The sequence below is a fragment of the Tianweitania populi genome (assembly GCF_014652875.1).
In the GTDB taxonomy this organism is placed as follows: domain Bacteria; phylum Pseudomonadota; class Alphaproteobacteria; order Rhizobiales; family Rhizobiaceae; genus Tianweitania; species Tianweitania populi.
The window spans coordinates 1026519-1044768 of sequence record NZ_BMZQ01000002.1 but is presented as its reverse complement, the minus strand read 5'-3'; the positions used below and the strand labels follow the sequence as shown (position 1 = coordinate 1044768).

Genomic DNA, 18250 nt, shown 5'->3' with positions numbered 1-18250 from the left:
CATGAGCGCTTTTCTCCTTCGCATCCTCGCCTTCCTGTTCGTGCTCGGCACGCCCGCGACGCTGTGGGCGCAGGAGCAGACCTGTTCCGGCAAGAACCTCGTGACCGCATTGCAGGCCAGCGATCCGAAGGCGCTCGCCGTCATCCGGAACAAGGCCGCGCAGACCGAGAACGGCGAAGGCCTGCTTTGGAAGATCGAGCGCGACGGCGTGGCGCCGTCCTTTTTATTCGGCACCATGCATGTCACCGATCCGCGCGTGCTGGAACTTCCCGCCCCGGTGAGCGAAGCGCTTGATCATGCCGACCGGCTGGTGATCGAAACCACCGATGCACTCAGCCAGGACCGGATGATGGCCGTGCTGGCCGCGCGTCCCGACCTCATGATGTTCACCGACGCCACAACGCTGACCGCGCTTTTGTCGCCGGAAGACAAGAAGACGGTGGAGAATGGCTTGCAGGCGCGCGGCATCACCCTGGCCAGCGTCAACAAGATGAAGCCGTGGATGCTGGCGGCGATGCTGGCCAGTTCGCCCTGCGAGCTTGCCCGGCAGGCAAAGGGCGCTGTGGTGCTCGATGCAACGCTGGCCGCCAAGGCAAGTGCGGCGAACAAGGAGGTGCTCGGGCTGGAAACCGGCGTGGAACAACTCGATGCCATGGCGAAGCTGCCGATGAATTTTCATGTGCGCAGCCTGGTGGATACGCTGGCACTGGGCGACGGCATCAATGACGTCAACGAAACCATGATCGCGCTCTATGGCAAGGGCGAGATCGCGCTGCTGTGGCCTCTGCTGGAACATGAAATGCCGGAGATATCAGGCGAAGGCTATGCGCAGTTCGAGCAGGTGATGATCACGGCGCGCAACCGTGTCATGGCCGAGCGCGCGCAGCCGATCTTGAGCAAAGGCGGGACGTTCATGGCCGTCGGCGCGCTGCATCTGCCGGGCAAAGAGGGGGTCGTGCAGCTGCTGCGGGATGCCGGATTCAGCGTATCAGTGGTGCATTAGCGATCATTGTAACAGCACCGTGAAACCGAATCGGTTTCGCAGCGTTACCTCCCCACAACAAACTAGGGAGATCCGCACCATGGCACTACCCCCGAACAACGATCCGCTGTCGCCGACCCGTCGTCCGACCGATCCGACTGTTGATCCGCTCGTCAATCCAACGGCGGCTCCAGGCCATTCCACGGTTGTTTCGAACCGCTCGTCGGGCAACGGCATCCTGATCGGCGCGATCATCGTCGTTCTCGCCATCGTGGCTTATTTCGTTTTCGTTCCAAGCTCGCAGACGCCAACCGCTGGCGACACCGGCGCTGGCTCGACCAGCACGACCGCCCCGGCGACCACTACGCCTCCGGCATCCGGCACCACGACGGCTCCGGCCGCTGGTTCCACGACCGCACCGGCGACCGATTCAGCTCCGGCTGGCGGCGCAACGCCTCCCGCAGGGGGCACCGCTCCGGCTGGTGGCACTACAACGACTCAGTAATCGCGGTTCTCACGACCCCGATGAGAACGGCTCGCTTCGGCGGGCCGTTTTCGTTTGCGCCTAGAGAAAGATGCCGCGGTTCTTTTCGACGGCTTCCTGGATAAAGGCCGCAACGACCTGCACCCGCCGCACGGCGCGCACCGAGTCGTGGTAAACCAGCCAGTATGCACGACGGATCGGCGGGGCGGCCGGAACCGGTACGAGGTCCGGATAACGCCGGGCGATGAAGGTGTGGAGAATGCCGATGCCGGCATTGGCGCGCACGGCTTCCACCTGCCCCAGCGCCGATGAGATCGAAAACCGCGCCTGCCAGTCCGGCGTGATATCCGGCGCGTAATCCAGCGACGGGCTGACGGTGAGATCGCTGACATAGCCGACCAGCCGATGCTTCAGGAGGTCGGGGATCGTCTGCGGAAGGCCGTATTCCCCCGCATAGCCCTCGCCCGCATAAAGCTGCAGCGAATAATCCACCAGCTTGCCGGCCACCAACCGCCCTTCCACCGGCCGATCCACGGTGATGGCGATGTCAGCCTCGCGCCGCGACAGGGAGAAGGATCGCGGCACCGGCACGAGCTGGATTTCCAGCTCGGGATGACGGCTGATCAACTCGCCGAGATGCGAGGCGAGGAAGGCGACGCCGAAGCCATCCGGCGTGCCGATGCGCACCGGACCGGACACAGCCTCTTCTTCGCCCGACAATTCGGCCCGGGCGGCGATCAGATCGGCTTCCATGCGCTCCGCCACGGCCAAAAAGCGCTCGCCGGCCGGCGTCAGCAGCGTGCCTGTGGTGACGCGGCGAAACAGGCGCGTTTTCGTGTCGCTTTCCAGCGCCGCGACCCTGCGCGAAACCGTGGCGTGGTTGATGCCGAGCCGCTTGGCAGCGCCGAGGATCTGCCCCGATCGCGCAACGGCCAGGAAGATGCGGATGTCGTCCCAGTTCATTGCATTGAGCCTCCGCCTTGCGCTGAATGTAGTACGAACAACATAGCGACATCAATTCATGCACAACGGATGCGTGGCCTCTCGCGTTGCGCGCGCGGCGTGAGCGGGGCACAGTGGGGCATCATCGCTCCAAGGTGAAAACAGGGAGAAGAGCATTGGATCAGGTCGGACATTTCATCGGCGGCAAGCATGTCGCTTCCACCAGCGGTCGCAGCCAGGACATCATGCAGCCGATGGACGGCACGGTGCGCGGCCAAGTTGCGCTCGGAACGGTAGCCGAACTGCGCCAGGCGGTCGAAAACGCCAAGGCCGCACAGCCGGCCTGGGCTGCCACCAATCCGCAGCGGCGCGTGCGCGTGCTGATGAAGTTCCTGCAGCTGGTCGAGCGCGATTACAACGAACTGGCCGAACTGCTGGCCCGCGAACACGGCAAGACCATTCCGGACGCCAAGGGCGACATTCAGCGCGGCCTCGAAGTGGTGGAAGTCTGCATCGGCGCACCGCATCTGATGAAGGGCGAGTTCACCGACGGCGCCGGCCCCGGCATCGACGTTTACTCCATGCGCCAGCCGCTCGGTGTGGTGGCCGGCATCACGCCGTTCAACTTCCCAGCCATGATCCCCTTGTGGAAGATCGCGCCGGCCATTGCCTGCGGCAACGCCTTTATTCTCAAGCCGTCCGAGCGTGATCCGGGCGTGCCGATGAAGATCGCCGAACTGTTCCTCGAAGCGGGCCTGCCGGCCGGCATCCTCAATGTCGTCAATGGCGACAAGGAGATCGTGGACGCGATCCTCGATGATCCCGACATCAAGGCCATCGGCTTCGTGGGTTCGACCCCGATCGCGCAATACATCTATTCGCGTGCCACCGCGAACGGCAAGCGCGCCCAATGCTTCGGCGGCGCCAAGAACCACATGATCATCATGCCGGATGCCGACATGGACCAGACCGTCGACGCGCTGATCGGCGCGGGCTACGGTTCGGCCGGCGAGCGCTGCATGGCGATCTCGGTTGCGGTTCCCGTCGGCAAGGAAACAGCCGATCGCCTGATCGAAAAGCTGGTTCCGCGCGTGGAAAGCCTCAAGGTGGGCCCGTCCACCGATCCGACCGCCGATTACGGCCCGCTCGTGACGCAAGCTGCCTTGGACCGCGTGCGCGGCTATGTCGACACCGGCGTGAAGGAAGGCGCCAAGCTCGTGGTCGACGGGCGTGGCTTCACCATGCAGGGCTACGAGAACGGCTATTACATGGGCGGTTGCTTGTTCGACGACGTGAAGCCGGACATGAAGATCTACAAGGAAGAGATCTTCGGCCCCGTTCTGTCGGTTGTCCGCGCGGCCAATTACGAGGAAGCGCTCAAGCTGCCCAACGAGCATGAATATGGCAATGGCGTTGCGATCTTCACGCGCGACGGCGACGCGGCCCGCGACTTCGCATCGCGCGTTCAGGTCGGCATGGTCGGCATCAACGTGCCGATCCCTGTTCCGATCGCTTACTACACTTTCGGCGGCTGGAAGGGTTCGGGCTTCGGCGATCTGAACCAGCACGGCTCAGATGCGTTCCGCTTCTACACCAAGACCAAGACGGTGACCTCGCGCTGGCCGTCCGGCGTCAAGGAAGGTGCGGAGTTCGTTATCCCCACCATGAACTAATCGCTATTATCGTTACTTTTATGAAAAGGCGGCGCTTCGGTGCCGCCTTTTTAGTTCCGTCAAGCGCCATTAACACTCTTCACAAAAACGTGATGCAACAAGGTTAACCCCGGAATCTTATTAGGTCATCGCAGCGCACGAACACGGAAGCAGCGGCGAACAAGAGAATTCTAGACCGGCGCGAGCAACTGAGAAGCATAGCTTCCTGATGTTGGCGAAGCTCTCAAGGAGAAGACCATGATCCGCATCGCAACTCTTCTTGCCCCCGTCGCCATTGCCGGCCTGTTCGCAACCGTTCCGGCCATCCACGCCGAGCAGGCTGCACCGGTTCAACAGACTGCGGCAGCACAGCTCGCTTCGTCGACCATGGATCAGATGAACACCTGCGGCGCACGAAACGAAATCGTCCAGAAGCTGAACGCCCAGTTCAAGGAAGCACCGCAGTCGGTTGGTGTTGTCGACCAGAGCGCCGTGCTGGAAGTGTTCGTGTCTGACGCCGGCACCTGGACAATCCTCGCCACCGGTACGGATGGCAACTCCTGCATCCTGTCGGCCGGTGATGGCTGGCAGAGCCGCGGCAACATCGGCCCGAGTGCCTAAGCTTCCGCTGTCTTAGATAGCGGCAGCGTCCAGCGGTCGAACCAATTCATTATCCGACCTAATCGAGACGCCGGGCTGCAAAGCTTCGGCGTCTTCTCGTAGCATATCCATTAACCGCTGCATGGCGTCCGCTGCGGCATCCGCATCGCCACGCAACACCGCTTCGATCACCGTGATGTGCCGGTTGGCGGCTTGAGCCAAACCGCTGCCGCGCCGGTAGCGATACCAGAAACGGCGGCTGTGGGTTTGCAGCGGTGCGGCCACCCGCACGGCAAACGGATTGTCGGACGCGAAAGCCAGCGCTTCATCCCAAGCTTTGTCGGCGGCCAAAAACGCCTTGTCGTCATTCGTCGCGGCAGCCGCATACATGGCCTCCGACGCCTGCAAGAAGGGTCGGCGCGCTTCCGGTGTGATCGACAAGGCAGCAGAGCGCGCCAGCACGATCTCGATCCCCTGCCGCGCATCCATGACCTTGGACCAGCCGCCGGCATCGAGCGGCGCAACAAGCAGGCCGGTGCGTGGCCGCACGATCAGGAACCCTTCCCACGCCAGCCGCTGGATCGCTTCGCGTACCGGCGTGCGGCCAAGCCCCACACGTTCCAGCAGAATGCTTTCGGTTGTTGTGCTGCCCGGCTCGAGCGCCAGGGTCACGATCATCTCTTCAAGCGCATGATACGCCTGCAAGGCTACGGGAACGTCCGAGGTCAAATTCATGCTACGTTGATATATCACTGATTGACAGAAGCCAAGACGGGCCTTAAGCCGGCTGTCAGCTGATATATCACTGGAGCAGTCATTATGTGGTCTGGCGTTTTTCCTGCCGTAACAACCAAGTTCACCGTGGATGATGAACTCGACCACGCCGAGATGGAGCGCTGCTTCGCGCTCCAGATGGAAGCCGGCTGCGACGGCATCATCGTTGCTGGTTCGCTGGGCGAAGGCCCGATGCTGAGCCATGACGAGAAGCTGGCTGTGCTGAAGATCGCGCAAGATGCGGCAGCTGGTAAGCCGGTGCTGATGACGGTTAACGAAGCCGGCACCCGGGAAGCCGAACAACTCGGTAAGCGCGCTGCTCAGGCCGGCGCCTCCGGCCTGATGGTGGTTCCGAGCCCGATCTACCACACCAACCCGGACGAAACCGTTGCCGCCATGTCGGCCGTGGCAGCTGCCGCTGACTTGCCGGTCATGATCTATTCCAACCGCGTCGCCTACCGTGTCGACGTGACGCTGGAGATCATGGAGCGCCTCGGCGCCGACGAGCGCTTCGTGGCGATCAAGGAATCCTCAGACGACATCCGCCGCACCACCGAGATCATCAACACATTCGGTGATCGCTTCGATCTCTTCACTGGCGTCGACAACCTCGCTTTCGAAGCGCTGTCGGTTGGTGCGATCGGCTGGGTTGCCGGTCTCGTTACGGCCTTCCCGCGCGAAACCGTTGCGATCTACCAGCTGATGAAGCAGGGGCGCCGCGATGAGGCGCTGTCGATCTATCGCTGGTTCCGCCCGCTGCTGGATCTCGACGTGTCCACCTATCTCGTTCAGAACATCAAGCTGGCCGAAGTGCACGCAATCGATACCAATGATCGCGTACGGCGTCCGCGCCAGCCGCTTTCGGGCGAGCGCCGCGCATCGGTCGAGAAGATCATCACCGATGCGCTCGCCGTCCGCCCGACGCTGCCGAGCTTCTGACCAAAACGAGGACCTGACCCGATGACCACCGCGCCTGACGATATCGCAATCATCGGCGCGGGCATCATCGGCATCTGTACGGCGGCCATTCTCGCGGAAGCGGGCTTGGCCGTCACGGTCTATGACCGTACCGGCATCTGCGAGGAAACGAGCTCCGGCAACGCCGCCGCCTTTGCCTTCTCGGACGTTCTGCCGCTGGCGCAAAAGGGCATGCTGCGCAATCTGCCGCGCTGGTTGCGCGATCCGCTCGGGCCCCTGTCCATTCCGCCTGCCTACTTCCCTGCTCTCATGCCATGGCTGTGGCGCTTTCATCGCTCCAGCGGCGCGCGCCATTATGAAACCGCGCTCAAGGCCCAGGCCGGTCTGATGCGGCTGGCCGAGCGCGAATGGTTGGCGCTGATGCAGCGCTCAAACACCCGTTCCATGCTGCGCGAAGACGGCTCGCTGGAATTGTATCGCGACCAGGCCGAGTTCGCGGCGTCCCTGCCCGGCTGGGATGCGCGCGATCGCTTTGGCATCACCTTCCGCCATGTCGAGGGCGCAGATTTGGCCGCGCTTCAGCCCGGCCTGTCCCGCGAATTCACCAAGGGCACCTTCGTGCCAGACTGGAAGACGGTGTCCGATCCCAAGCTGCTCGGCAAGGCGATCTGGGCCTATGCGGAAAGCCGCGGCGCGCGCTTCGTGCAAGCCGGCGTGCGGGCGGTGGGCTCGGGCAACACCATCCAGATCGATCTCGACACCGGCGAAACGCGCCGCGCGAAACGGCTGGTGATCGCCGCCGGCGCCTGGTCGCACAAGCTTGCCGGCAATCTCGGCGACCGGATCCCGCTCGAAACCGAGCGCGGCTACAACACCACCCTGCCCACCACCGCCTTCGACGTGAAGCGGCAGCTGATCTTTTCCGGCGATGGCTTTGTTATTACCCCGCTCGAAACCGGCTTGCGTGTCGGCGGCGCGGTGGAACTGGCCGGCCTTGTTCGTCCTGCCAATTACGAACGCTCGAAAGCCATGCTGACCAAGGCGCAGCGCTTCCTGCCCGGCCTCGATCCCTCTGGCGGGCGCGAATGGATGGGTTATCGGCCTTCCATGCCGGACTCACTGCCGGTGATCAGCCGTGCGCGCGCCAACAATGTCTTCTATGCTTTCGGCCACGGCCATCTCGGCCTCACCCAGGCCGCCGCCACCGGCAGCCTCATCCGCGATCTTGTTCTCGACCAAACGCCTTCGCTCGACCTCAATCCCTTTCGTGCCGACCGCTTCTAGGATCCACCATGGCTCGCCACACCTTCTCCTGCATCGATGGTCACACCTGCGGCAATCCGGTCCGCCTCGTTTCCGGCGGCGCTCCGCTGCTCCACGGCAACACGATGCTGGAACGCCGCGCGCACTTCCTCGCCGAATATGACTGGATCCGCACCGGCCTGATGTTCGAGCCGCGCGGTCACGACGTGATGTCGGGCTCGATCCTGTATCCGCCGACACGCGAGGATTGCGACATCGCCATCCTGTTTATTGAAACCTCCGGCTGCCTGCCGATGTGCGGCCATGGCACGATCGGCACCGTGACGATGGCGATCGAACAGGGTCTGGTGAAGCCGAAGACGCCGGGCGTGCTGCGCCTCGACACGCCGGCCGGCCTGGTGATCGCCGAATACCGTCAGGAAGGCGACTATGTGGAAGAAGTGCGCATCACCAATGTGCCCTCTTTCCTTTACGCCGAAGGCCTCGCCGTGGATTGCCCGGGTCTGGGCGAGATCACCGTCGACATCGCTTATGGCGGCAACTTCTACGCCATCGTCGACCCTCAGGAAAACTACCGCGACATGGCGGATTACTCGGCCGGCGATCTGATCGCCATGAGCCCGATGGTGCGGCAGCGCCTCAACGAACGCTATCAATTTGTCCATCCCGGCAATCCCGACATATCAGGTCTGCGCCACATCCAATGGACCGGCGCGCCGACGGTGGAAGGCGCTGATGGCCGCAATGCGGTGTTCTATGGCGACAAGGCCATCGACCGCTCACCCTGCGGCACCGGCACTTCCGCGCGCATGGCGCAGCTGCACGGCAAGGGGAAGCTGAAGGTCGGCGAGAGCTTTGCGCATGAATCGATCATCGGCTCGATCTTCAATGGCCGCGTCGAGATGGAAACCGAAGTTGCCGGCACGCCCGCCATCATCCCGTCGATCGGCGGCTGGGCGCGTCAGACCGGCTTCAACACCATCTTCATCGACGACCGCGACCCGTTCCGCCACGGCTTTTCCGTCTAGGCATGACAGCATGTCGTAAGGGAAGGAGAATGTGGCGAAAAAAAGCGATGACTCTGATTTGGGCCAATGCTAGCCAGATGATGGTCCACTTCGACAGGGGGCAGGCCTCTTACGCGGCCTTCTCATCCCAACGAAGCTAGACGATGGGCGTAGAAGTTAGGCGTTGCATTCGCAAGCCAAGCGGCTACGACTTGAGGGGTAACTAGAAGAATGCGCTGCGGTTTAGCCGGCTGCGACATTCTCGGGGAGCGCGACTTAAAGCATGCAGTATTTTATCCAGCAGCTTATCAACGGGCTGACGCTGGGATCGATCTATGGCCTGATCGCGATCGGCTATACGATGGTCTACGGCATCATCGGCATGATCAATTTTGCTCATGGTGACATCTTCATGATCGGTGCTTTCACCGCGCTGATCGTGTTCCTCATCCTCTCGGCCATCTTCTATTCGGTGCCGGTGGTGGTCGCGCTTCTGATCATGATGGTTGTCGCGATGATCATGACCAGCCTTTACAACTGGACGATCGAGAAGGTCGCCTACCGCCCGCTGCGCGGCTCCTTCCGCCTGGCACCGTTGATCACCGCCATTGGCATGTCGATCGCGCTGTCGAACTTCGTTCAGGTCACGCAAGGTCCGCGCAACAAGCCGATCCCGCCGCTGGTCACCGACGTGTACAACGTCTACGGCATCTCGATCTCGTTGAAGCAGATCGTGATCGCGGTGGTCACGATCGTGCTGCTCACTCTGTTCTGGTACCTCGTCAACAAGACCTCGCTCGGCCGCGCCCAGCGTGCCTGCGAGCAGGATCGCAAGATGGCCGCTCTCCTCGGCGTCGATGTCGACCGCACCATCTCCATCACCTTCATCATGGGCGCCTCGCTCGCCGCCGTCGCCGGCACGCTGTTCCTGATGTATTACGGCGTTGTTGCCTTCTCGGACGGCTTCGTACCTGGCGTGAAAGCCTTTACCGCGGCCGTTCTTGGCGGCATCGGCTCAATCCCGGGCGCCGTGCTCGGCGGCTTGCTGATCGGCCTCATCGAGTCGCTGTGGTCGGCCTACTTCTCCATCGACTACAAGGACGTGGCGGCCTTCTCGATCCTCGCCATCGTGCTGATCTTCCTGCCCTCTGGCCTGCTTGGCCGGCCGGAAGTGGAAAAGGTCTGAGACCATGACAGCGATCTCGGACAACACGGCGCGATCCACGTCGAGCCCCTATGGCGAAGCCATTCGCCAGGCCCTTTACGCGGCGCTCCTTTCCGCCGGCCTGTTCTTCTTCTTCATCGGCCTGGAAAGCACGCAGGACATTTCCAACCGGCTGATCCTGCGCAGCCATTGGGGCGTGCTGGCAACGGTTGTGGCACTCGTCGCGATCGGCCGCTTCCTGTTCATCGCCTTCGTGCTTCCGGCCGTCGACCGGCGCCGCGCCAATCGTGGACCGATCGCCGTCGTGGCCGAGAAGGACCAGTCCTTCCTGCGCCGCCACCGCTTCAAGATCATGATCGCGCTGCTGGTTCTGTATCCCGTGATCATCGTGTCGACGGTGGGCATGCAGGGCTCGCTGAAATGGGTCAACAATTTCGGCGTCCAGGTTCTGATCTATGTGATGCTGGCCTGGGGCCTGAACATCGTGGTCGGCCTCGCCGGCCTGCTCGATCTCGGTTACGTCGCCTTTTATGCCGTGGGCGCCTATGCCTATGCGCTGCTCGGCACGCATTTCGGCCTGTCTTTCTGGATCCTGCTGCCGGCCGCGGGCATCATGGCAGCCTTCTGGGGCGTGCTGCTCGGCTTTCCCGTGTTGCGACTGCGCGGCGATTATCTCGCCATTGTGACGCTGGCCTTCGGTGAAATCATCCGCCTCGTTCTGATCAACTGGCGCGACGTGACCAAGGGCTCGGCCGGTATTTCCGGCATTCCGAAGATCACCTTCTTCGGCTGGTTCGACTTCAACGTGTCGTCGCCGAACTATATCGGCAAGGTCTTCGATATCCCGACGTCGGGCGCGTATTACACGATCTTCCTGTATTACCTGATCCTTGCCCTCGCCCTGCTGACCGCTTTCGTCACCATCCGCCTGCGCCGTTTGCCGGTGGGTCGTGCCTGGGAAGCGCTGCGTGAAGACGAGATCGCCTGCCGGTCGCTCGGCATCAACACCACCAACACCAAGCTGACCGCTTTTGCGATCGGCGCGATGTTCGGCGGCTTTGCCGGCGCCTTCTTTGCGGCCCGCCAGGGCTTCATCAATCCGGAAAGCTTCGTGTTCCTGCAGTCGGCCATCATCCTGGCCATCGTGGTTCTGGGCGGCATGGGCTCGCTGTCGGGCATCGCCATCGCCGCCTTGGTGATGATCGGCGGCATGGAAATCCTGCGTGAAATGCAGTTCCTGAAGCTGGTGTTCGGCCAGAACTTCACGCCTGAACTCTACCGCATGCTCCTGTTCGGCATCGCCATGGTTGTTGTCATGGTCTGGAAGCCGCGCGGATTTGTCGGCAGCCGAGAACCCACCGCCTACCTCAAGGAAGCGCGCGCCGTGTCCTCGACGTTCACCAAGGAAGGCCACGGCTGATGGCTGGCACAAACCTTCAGACCCCGATCCTCCAGGTCGATCATCTCTCGATGAAGTTCGGCGGCCTGGTTGCCATCGGCGACCTGTCCTTCACCGCGCCGCGCGGCGAAATCACCGCGCTGATCGGCCCCAACGGCGCCGGCAAGACCACCGTGTTCAACTGCATTACCGGCTTCTACAAGCCGACCGAAGGCATGATCACGATGACACGCGCATCCGGCGAAAAGTTCCTTCTGGAGCGCATGCCGGACTTCCAGATCACGGCGAAAGCCAAGGTCGCGCGTACCTTCCAGAACATCCGCCTGTTTTCCGGCATGACCGTGCTGGAAAACCTCTTGGTGGCGCAGCACAACGCCCTGATGCGGGCCTCCGGCTTCACCGTTCTCGGTCTGCTGGGCCTGGGCGGCTACAAGGATGCCAGCCGCGCTTCCATCGAAAAGGCCGTTTACTGGCTGGAAAAGGCCGATCTCATGGATCGCGCCGATGATCCGGCCGGTGACTTGTCTTATGGCGCGCAACGCCGTCTCGAGATTGCGCGCGCCATGTGCACCGGTCCCGAACTGCTGTGCCTCGACGAGCCCGCTGCCGGTTTGAACCCCAAGGAGTCGCTGGCGCTCAACGAACTGCTGCTCGGCATCCGGCGCGACAGCGGCACCTCGATCCTGCTGATCGAACATGACATGGCCGTGGTGATGGAAATCTCCGACCACGTCGTGGTGCTCGAATATGGCCGCAAGATCTCCGACGGCAGCCCGGCTTCTGTGCGCAGCGATCCCAAGGTCATTGCCGCCTATCTCGGCGTCGATGACGAAGAAGTCGGTGATGTCCTCGTGGAAGTGGGCGATACCAGCGTCATCGAAGAATTGGATGGTGTTGCGCCGGTGGCCCAGGGTCCGGCCGAGACCTCCTCCATGTTCGAAGGCCCGATCGCGGATACCGTCGAGGAAGCCGGCGGGGAGACCATCGTCCCCGCATCTCCTGCCGCCTCCAAAGCGGCGCAGGTTGAGGCTGAAACTGCCGCGAAGTCTCCCGTCGAACCAAAAGGCCCAGCACAATGACGGGACAAACACCGCTTCTGGCCGTCGAGAAGGTTGAAACCTTTTACGGCAACATTCGCGCGCTGAATGGCGTCGATGTTTCGGTCAACCAAGGCGAGATCGTTGCGCTGATCGGCGCCAACGGTGCCGGCAAGTCGACCCTGATGATGACGATCTGCGGCGCACCGCATGCGCGCGCCGGCCGGATCACCTTCGACGGCACCGACATTACCGCCATGCCGACGCATGAGATCGCCCGGCTGCGCATCGCCCAATCGCCGGAAGGCCGCCGCATCTTTCCGCGCATGAGCGTGCGCGAAAACCTGCAAATGGGCGCCAGCCTCGACAACATGCAGTATTTCGACCAGGACGTGGAAAAGGTCTTTGCCCTGTTTCCGCGCCTGAAAGAGCGTATCGACCAGCGCGGCGGAACGCTGTCGGGCGGCGAACAGCAGATGCTGTCGATCGGTCGTGCGCTGATGGCGCGTCCCAAGCTGCTGCTGCTCGATGAGCCTTCGCTTGGTCTGGCACCTCTGATCGTGAAGCAGATCTTCGACGCCATTCGCGAACTCAACCGCACCGAAGGCCTGACCGTCTTTCTCGTGGAACAGAACGCTTTCGGCGCGCTGAAGCTCGCCCATCGCGGTTATGTCATGGTCAATGGGGCTGTCACCATGTCGGGCAGCGGACGTGATCTGCTCGCCAATCCGGAAGTTCGCGCCGCCTATCTCGAAGGCGGGCGGCATTGATGCAGGAGACGATGTCGTGAGCGGTTTCCTTTACGAAGAAGCCAATATCTGGGAGTTCTTCTTCATCACCTTCATTCTGGGCGGCTGGGCTGCCTGGATGACGGGTCGCGCCTGCGCCAAGACCTGGCGGTCTTACCTGTCGCTGTTCTTCTCGCTGCTGGCTTTGGGCGTCGCGGTTCGCTTCATTCATCATGCGTTGTTTGAAGGCACGATGTTTTCGCTCCACTACTACCTCGTGGATACGATCATCCTGATGGTCTTCGGCTTTGTCGGCTATCGTTATACCCGCACCAACCAGATGGTGCGCCAATATGGCTGGCTTTATGAAAAAGGATCACCCCTGTCCTGGAAGGCACGTTCCTGAGCCCTGGGGCCTGATCTTCACCATTCCCGCCGAGACATTTTGAATCGGCGTGACAACTGCCTGAAAATGGGCAAACTTTACTTTCTGCGAGGGGTGGGCATCGCACGGAAGTTTCATCCAGGCCTGCTTATACGAATGGGAGTGCACTCATGAAGAAGTCTCTGTTATCAGCAGTCGCCTTGACCGCGCTTGTCGCGTTCAGCGGCAGTGCCTTTGCGGACGTCCTGCTGGGCGTCGGCGGTCCGATCACCGGGCCGAACGCCGCTTTCGGCGCACAGTTGCAGAAGGGCGCCGAGCAGGCTGTTGCGGACATCAACGCAGCCGGCGGCATCAACGGCGAAAAGATCACCGTCACGGTCGGCGATGACGCATCCGATCCGACGCAGGGCGTTTCGGTCGCCAACAAGTTCGCTGCCGATGGCGTGAAGTTCGTGGTCGGCCACTTCAACTCCGGCGTGTCGATCCCGGCTTCGGAAGTCTATGCCGAAAACGGCATCGTGGAAGTCACCCCTGCCGCAACCAACCCGGTCTTCACCGAGCGCGGTCTGTGGAACACGTTCCGCGTTTGCGGTCGTGACGACCAGCAGGGCATCGTTGCCGGCAAGTACATTGCCGACAACTTCAAGGACGCCAAGGTTGCCGTGATCCACGACAAGACGCCTTATGGCCAGGGTCTTGCCGACGAAACCAAGAAGGCGCTCAACGCAGCCGGCGTGACGGAAGTCATGTATGAAGGCGTGAACACCGGCGACAAGGACTTCTCGGCCCTGATCGCCAAGATGAAGCAGGCCAATGTCTCGCTCATCTACTGGGGCGGCCTCCACACGGAAGCCGGCCTGCTGATCCGCCAGACGGCTGACCAGGGCGTCAAGGCGCCGCTGTTCTCGGGCGACGGCATCGTGTCGAACGAACTCGCTTCGATCGCCGGCGACGCCGTGGTCGGCACCTACAACACGTTCGGCCCGGATCCGCGCAACAACCCGAACGCCAAGGAAGTGGTCGAGAAGTTCCGCGCTGCCGGTTTCGAGCCGGAAGCCTACACGCTCTACGCCTACGCTTCGACGCAGATCATCGCGCAGGCCGCTGCTGCTGCCGGCTCGAACGATCCGGAAGCCGTTGCCAAGGCGATCCACGAGAAGGGTCCGTTCAAGACCGTTCTCGGCGAGCTGTCCTTCAATGAAAAGGGCGATCGCACCGATGCCGACTACGTCGTGTATCAGTGGAAGAAGAGCGCCGACGGCAAGTACAACTACGAGCAGCTCTAAGCTCTTAAGCTTCTAAACGCTTCTAAATGCCCGGTGCTCAGCGCCGGGCATTTTTCGTTTGTGCGAGTGATCGGTCAGGATTTTTGCGTCTGCAGCACGGCACTTGTTGCGCTGCATCATGATTTACGCAAACTTAGAACCGCCGCTCGTTAGCGGCAGGGAGAGAGCTTTGCCGATCAAGAAAATCCTCGTCGCCAACCGGTCCGAAATTGCCATCCGAGTCTTCCGCGCGGCCAACGAACTGGGCATCGCCACCGTCGCGATCTGGGCTGAAGAAGACAAATACTCCCTGCACCGCTTCAAGGCCGACGAAAGCTACCCGATCGGCCGTGGACCCCATCTGGCCAAGGATCTCGGGCCGATCGAGAGCTACCTGTCAATCGACGAGGTCATCCGCGTCGCCAAGCTGTCGGGCGCCGACGCAATCCATCCCGGCTACGGCCTGCTTTCAGAAAGCCCGGAATTCGCCGATGCTTGCGCCGAAGCCGGCATCACCTTCATCGGCCCGAAGCCCGATACGATGCGCCGCCTCGGCAACAAGGTCGCTGCGCGCAATCTGGCGATCGAGGTCGGCGTGCCGGTGGTGCCGGCCACCGAGCCCCTGCCCGATGACATGGAAGCGGTGAAGACGCTCGCGGCTGGCATCGGCTATCCCGTTATGCTCAAGGCGTCCTGGGGCGGCGGTGGACGCGGCATGCGTGCGATCCGCGCCGAAGCGGATCTCACCCGCGAAGTCACCGAAGCCAAGCGCGAAGCGAAGGCTGCCTTCGGCAAGGACGAAGTCTATCTCGAAAAGCTGGTGGAGCGCGCCCGCCATGTCGAGGTGCAGGTGCTTGGCGACACGCATGGCAACACCGTGCATCTGTTTGAGCGCGACTGCTCCATCCAGCGCCGCAACCAGAAAGTCGTGGAGCGCGCGCCCGCACCCTATCTCGACGACGTGCAACGCGCCGAGCTCTGCGGCTATGCGCTGAAGATCGCCGATGCCACCGATTATGTCGGCGCCGGCACGGTCGAGTTCCTGATGGATGCCGATACCGGCAAGTTCTATTTCATCGAGGTCAATCCACGCATCCAGGTCGAGCATACGGTGACCGAGCAGGTCACCGGCATCGACATCGTCAAGGCGCAGATCCACATCCTGGAAGGTGCGGCGATAGGGTCGGTGGAAAGCGGCGTTCCGGCGCAAAGCGACATCCGGCTCAACGGCCACGCCCTGCAATGTCGCATCACCACGGAAGACCCGGAACAGAATTTCATTCCGGATTATGGCCGCATTACCGCCTATCGCGGCGCAACCGGCTTTGGCATTCGGCTCGATGGCGGCACGGCCTATTCGGGTGCTGTGATCACGCGCTTCTATGATCCGCTGCTGGAAAAGGTGACAGCCTGGGCGCCGTCGTCGGGCGAGGCGATCAAGCGCATGGAGCGCGCGCTGCGCGAGTTCCGCATCCGCGGCGTGGCGACCAACCTGACCTTCCTGGAAGCGATCATCACGCATCCCGCCTTCCACGATAACAGCTACACGACGCGCTTCATCGACACGACGCCGGAGCTGTTTGCCAGCGTGAAGCGGCAGGACCGCGCGACAAAGCTCCTCACCTATCTCGCCGATGTCACGGTGAACGGCCATCCCGAAACCCGCGGCCGCCCCGGCCCGCGCGCCGATATCGCCGCCCCGCGCGTGCCGCATTTCGACAGCACGATTACTGACGGCACCAAGCAGAAGCTTGACGCGCTTGGCCCGGATGGTTTTGCCAAGTGGATGCGCGGCGAGAACCGTGTCCTGGTCACCGACACGACCATGCGCGACGGCCACCAGTCGCTGCTCGCCACCCGCATGCGCTCAGCAGATATCGTGTCGATCGCCGGCGCTTATGCCCGCGCGCTGCCCGAGCTTCTGTCGCTGGAATGCTGGGGCGGCGCGACCTTCGATGTCGCGATGCGGTTTCTGACCGAGGATCCGTGGGAGCGACTCGCCAAGATCCGATCGGCCGCGCCCAACATCCTGCTGCAGATGCTGCTGCGCGGCGCAAATGGCGTCGGCTACACCAACTATCCTGACAATGTCGTGCAGCATTTCGTGCACGAGGCCGCGAGCGGCGGCGTCGACCTGTTCCGCGTGTTCGACTGTTTGAACTGGGTCGATAATATGCGCGTGGCGATGGACGCGGTGCGCGCCGAGAACAAGCTGTGCGAAGCGGCGATCTGCTACACCGGCGATGTTCTCGACCCCGCCCGCGCCAAATACGACCTCAACTATTATACCGGTCTCGCGGCTGAGCTGGAAAAGGCGGGCGCCCATATCATCGCTGTCAAGGACATGGCCGGCCTGCTGAAACCCGCCGGCGCGCGCGTGTTGTTCAAGGCGCTGCGCGAGGCCACCGACCTGCCGATCCACTTCCACACGCATGACACCTCCGGCATTTCGGCCGCGACCGTGCTGGCGGCGGTGGAAGCCGGCGTCGATGCCGTGGATGCGGCGATGGACGCGTTTTCCGGCAACACCTCGCAGCCCTGCCTCGGCTCGATCGTGGAAGCGCTCAAGGACACGGATCGCGAAACCGGGCTCGACCCGGCAGCGATCCGCCGCATCTCTTTCTATTGGGAAGCGGTGCGCAACCAGTATGCCGCGTTCGAAAGCGACCTGAAGGGGCCGGCATCGGAAGTCTATCTCCACGAAATGCCGGGCGGACAGTTCACCAACCTCAAGGAACAGGCGCGATCGCTCGGGCTGGAGACCCGCTGGCACGAAGTGGCGCAGGCCTATCATGATGTGAATCTGATGTTCGGCGATATCGTGAAAGTCACGCCGTCGTCCAAGGTCGTGGGTGACATGGCGCTGATGATGGTGTCGCAGGATTTGACGGTCGCCGATGTCGAGAACCCCGCCCGGGACATCGCGTTTCCGGATTCCGTCGTGTCCATGCTGCGCGGCGATCTCGGACAGTCGCCCGGCGGATGGCCGCAGGCGCTGCAGAAGAAGGCACTGAAAGGTGCCGCGCCGATCACTGATCGTCCCGGCGCGCTGCTCGAACCGGCCGATCTTCCGGCGTTGCGCAAGGAGCTGGAAGAGAAACTCGGCCGCGCGCCAAGCGAGCAGGAGTTTGCTTCCTGGCTGATGTATCCCAAGGTCTTTCTCGACTTCGCGGCCGCGCAGGACACCTATGGTCCCGTCAGCGTCTTGCCGACGCCGACCTATTTCTACGGCATGCAGATGGAGGATGAGATCTTCGTCACGCTGGAGAAGGGCAAGACGCTGGTGATCCGCTGCCTTGGCGAAGGCGATGTCGATTCCAAGGGCAAGGCCACCGTCTTCTTCGAGCTCAACGGCCAGCCGCGCCGCATCAAGGTGCTGGATCGTGCGCGCGGCGCTGCCAACGGAACGGTGCGGCGCAAGGTCGAGGCGAACAACGACACCCAGGTCGGCGCGCCGATGCCGGGCGTGGTTTCGACGCTCGCCGTGGCTGCCGGACAGGCGGTCAAGGCCGGCGACGTGCTCCTGTCGATCGAAGCCATGAAGATGGAAACCGCCCTTCATGCCGAGCGCGACGGCACGGTCGCCGAAGTGCTCGTCAAGGCCGGTGACCAGATCGACGCCAAGGATCTGCTGATCGTTTATGGCTGA

The 18250-nt window shown here is 62.4% G+C and carries 16 protein-coding genes; 14 read left to right on the top strand and 2 right to left on the bottom strand.

Annotated elements, in window-relative coordinates; translation table 11 throughout:
- The first annotated feature begins 1 nt into the window (after nt 1).
- Nucleotides 2-1003 (top strand): TraB/GumN family protein, encoded by a 1002-nt coding sequence (locus IE166_RS14320; RefSeq protein ID WP_189504946.1) that lies wholly within the window; start codon nt 2-4, stop codon nt 1001-1003.
- Nucleotides 1004-1082: 79 nt separating this feature from the next.
- A complete protein-coding gene (locus IE166_RS14315) occupies nt 1083-1487 on the top strand; it encodes a hypothetical protein (protein WP_189504937.1) in 405 nt (134 codons plus the stop codon).
- Between the two features lie 60 nt (nt 1488-1547).
- On the opposite strand, the gene IE166_RS14310 is transcribed toward IE166_RS14315, so the two are convergent.
- Nucleotides 1548-2429 carry a LysR family transcriptional regulator gene (locus tag IE166_RS14310; RefSeq protein ID WP_189504935.1) on the bottom strand — a complete coding sequence of 294 codons (882 nt, stop codon included), beginning with the start codon at nt 2427-2429 and terminating at the stop codon, nt 1548-1550.
- A 155-nt stretch (nt 2430-2584) separates the two neighbouring features.
- Here IE166_RS14310 and IE166_RS14305 point away from each other — a divergent pair, with 155 nt between their 5' ends.
- Entirely contained in the window at nt 2585-4081 is a 1497-nt protein-coding gene (locus tag IE166_RS14305; RefSeq protein WP_189504933.1) for a CoA-acylating methylmalonate-semialdehyde dehydrogenase, read from the top strand.
- Nucleotides 4082-4318: 237 nt separating this feature from the next.
- On the top strand, nt 4319-4681 hold the full coding sequence (locus IE166_RS14300) for a hypothetical protein (RefSeq protein ID WP_189504931.1): 363 nt from the start codon (nt 4319-4321) through the stop codon (nt 4679-4681).
- Between the two features lie 12 nt (nt 4682-4693).
- Here IE166_RS14300 and IE166_RS14295 read toward each other — a convergent pair whose 3' ends face one another.
- Nucleotides 4694-5395 (bottom strand): GntR family transcriptional regulator, encoded by a 702-nt coding sequence (locus IE166_RS14295; protein ID WP_189504929.1) that lies wholly within the window; start codon nt 5393-5395, stop codon nt 4694-4696.
- A gap of 84 nt (nt 5396-5479) precedes the next feature.
- Here IE166_RS14295 and IE166_RS14290 point away from each other — a divergent pair, with 84 nt between their 5' ends.
- The 10 genes from IE166_RS14290 (at nt 5480) to pyc (ending at nt 18250) form a co-directional block, all read left to right on the top strand.
- Nucleotides 5480-6373, top strand: coding sequence for a dihydrodipicolinate synthase family protein (locus tag IE166_RS14290; protein ID WP_189504927.1), 894 nt, complete (start codon nt 5480-5482; stop codon nt 6371-6373).
- 21 nt (nt 6374-6394) lie between these two features.
- On the top strand, nt 6395-7636 hold the full coding sequence (locus tag IE166_RS14285) for an NAD(P)/FAD-dependent oxidoreductase (RefSeq protein WP_189504925.1): 1242 nt from the start codon (nt 6395-6397) through the stop codon (nt 7634-7636).
- Between the two features lie 8 nt (nt 7637-7644).
- The gene (locus IE166_RS14280; protein ID WP_189504923.1) at nt 7645-8643 is read left to right on the top strand and encodes a 4-hydroxyproline epimerase; all 999 of its coding nucleotides are present in this window, start codon (nt 7645-7647) and stop codon (nt 8641-8643) included.
- A gap of 262 nt (nt 8644-8905) precedes the next feature.
- On the top strand, nt 8906-9808 hold the full coding sequence (locus IE166_RS14275) for a branched-chain amino acid ABC transporter permease (RefSeq protein WP_189504921.1): 903 nt from the start codon (nt 8906-8908) through the stop codon (nt 9806-9808).
- Nucleotides 9809-9812: 4 nt separating this feature from the next.
- Entirely contained in the window at nt 9813-11207 is a 1395-nt protein-coding gene (livM, locus tag IE166_RS14270) for a high-affinity branched-chain amino acid ABC transporter permease LivM (protein WP_189504919.1), read from the top strand.
- The gene (locus tag IE166_RS14265) at nt 11207-12265 is read left to right on the top strand and encodes an ABC transporter ATP-binding protein (protein WP_189504917.1); all 1059 of its coding nucleotides are present in this window, start codon (nt 11207-11209) and stop codon (nt 12263-12265) included. The genes livM and IE166_RS14265 overlap by 1 nt, the downstream gene beginning before the upstream one ends.
- A complete protein-coding gene (locus IE166_RS14260) occupies nt 12262-12993 on the top strand; it encodes an ABC transporter ATP-binding protein (RefSeq protein WP_189504915.1) in 732 nt (243 codons plus the stop codon). The genes IE166_RS14265 and IE166_RS14260 overlap by 4 nt, the downstream gene beginning before the upstream one ends.
- Nucleotides 12994-13009: 16 nt before the next feature.
- The gene (locus IE166_RS14255) at nt 13010-13357 is read left to right on the top strand and encodes a DUF6867 family protein (protein ID WP_189504913.1); all 348 of its coding nucleotides are present in this window, start codon (nt 13010-13012) and stop codon (nt 13355-13357) included.
- A 149-nt stretch (nt 13358-13506) separates the two neighbouring features.
- Complete coding sequence (locus tag IE166_RS14250) at nt 13507-14622, top strand: branched-chain amino acid ABC transporter substrate-binding protein (RefSeq protein ID WP_189504911.1); 1116 nt, start codon at nt 13507-13509, stop codon at nt 14620-14622.
- A gap of 169 nt (nt 14623-14791) precedes the next feature.
- Nucleotides 14792-18250: a pyruvate carboxylase gene (gene pyc / locus IE166_RS14245; protein WP_189504909.1), complete on the top strand. Its 3459-nt coding sequence runs from the start codon at nt 14792-14794 to the stop codon at nt 18248-18250.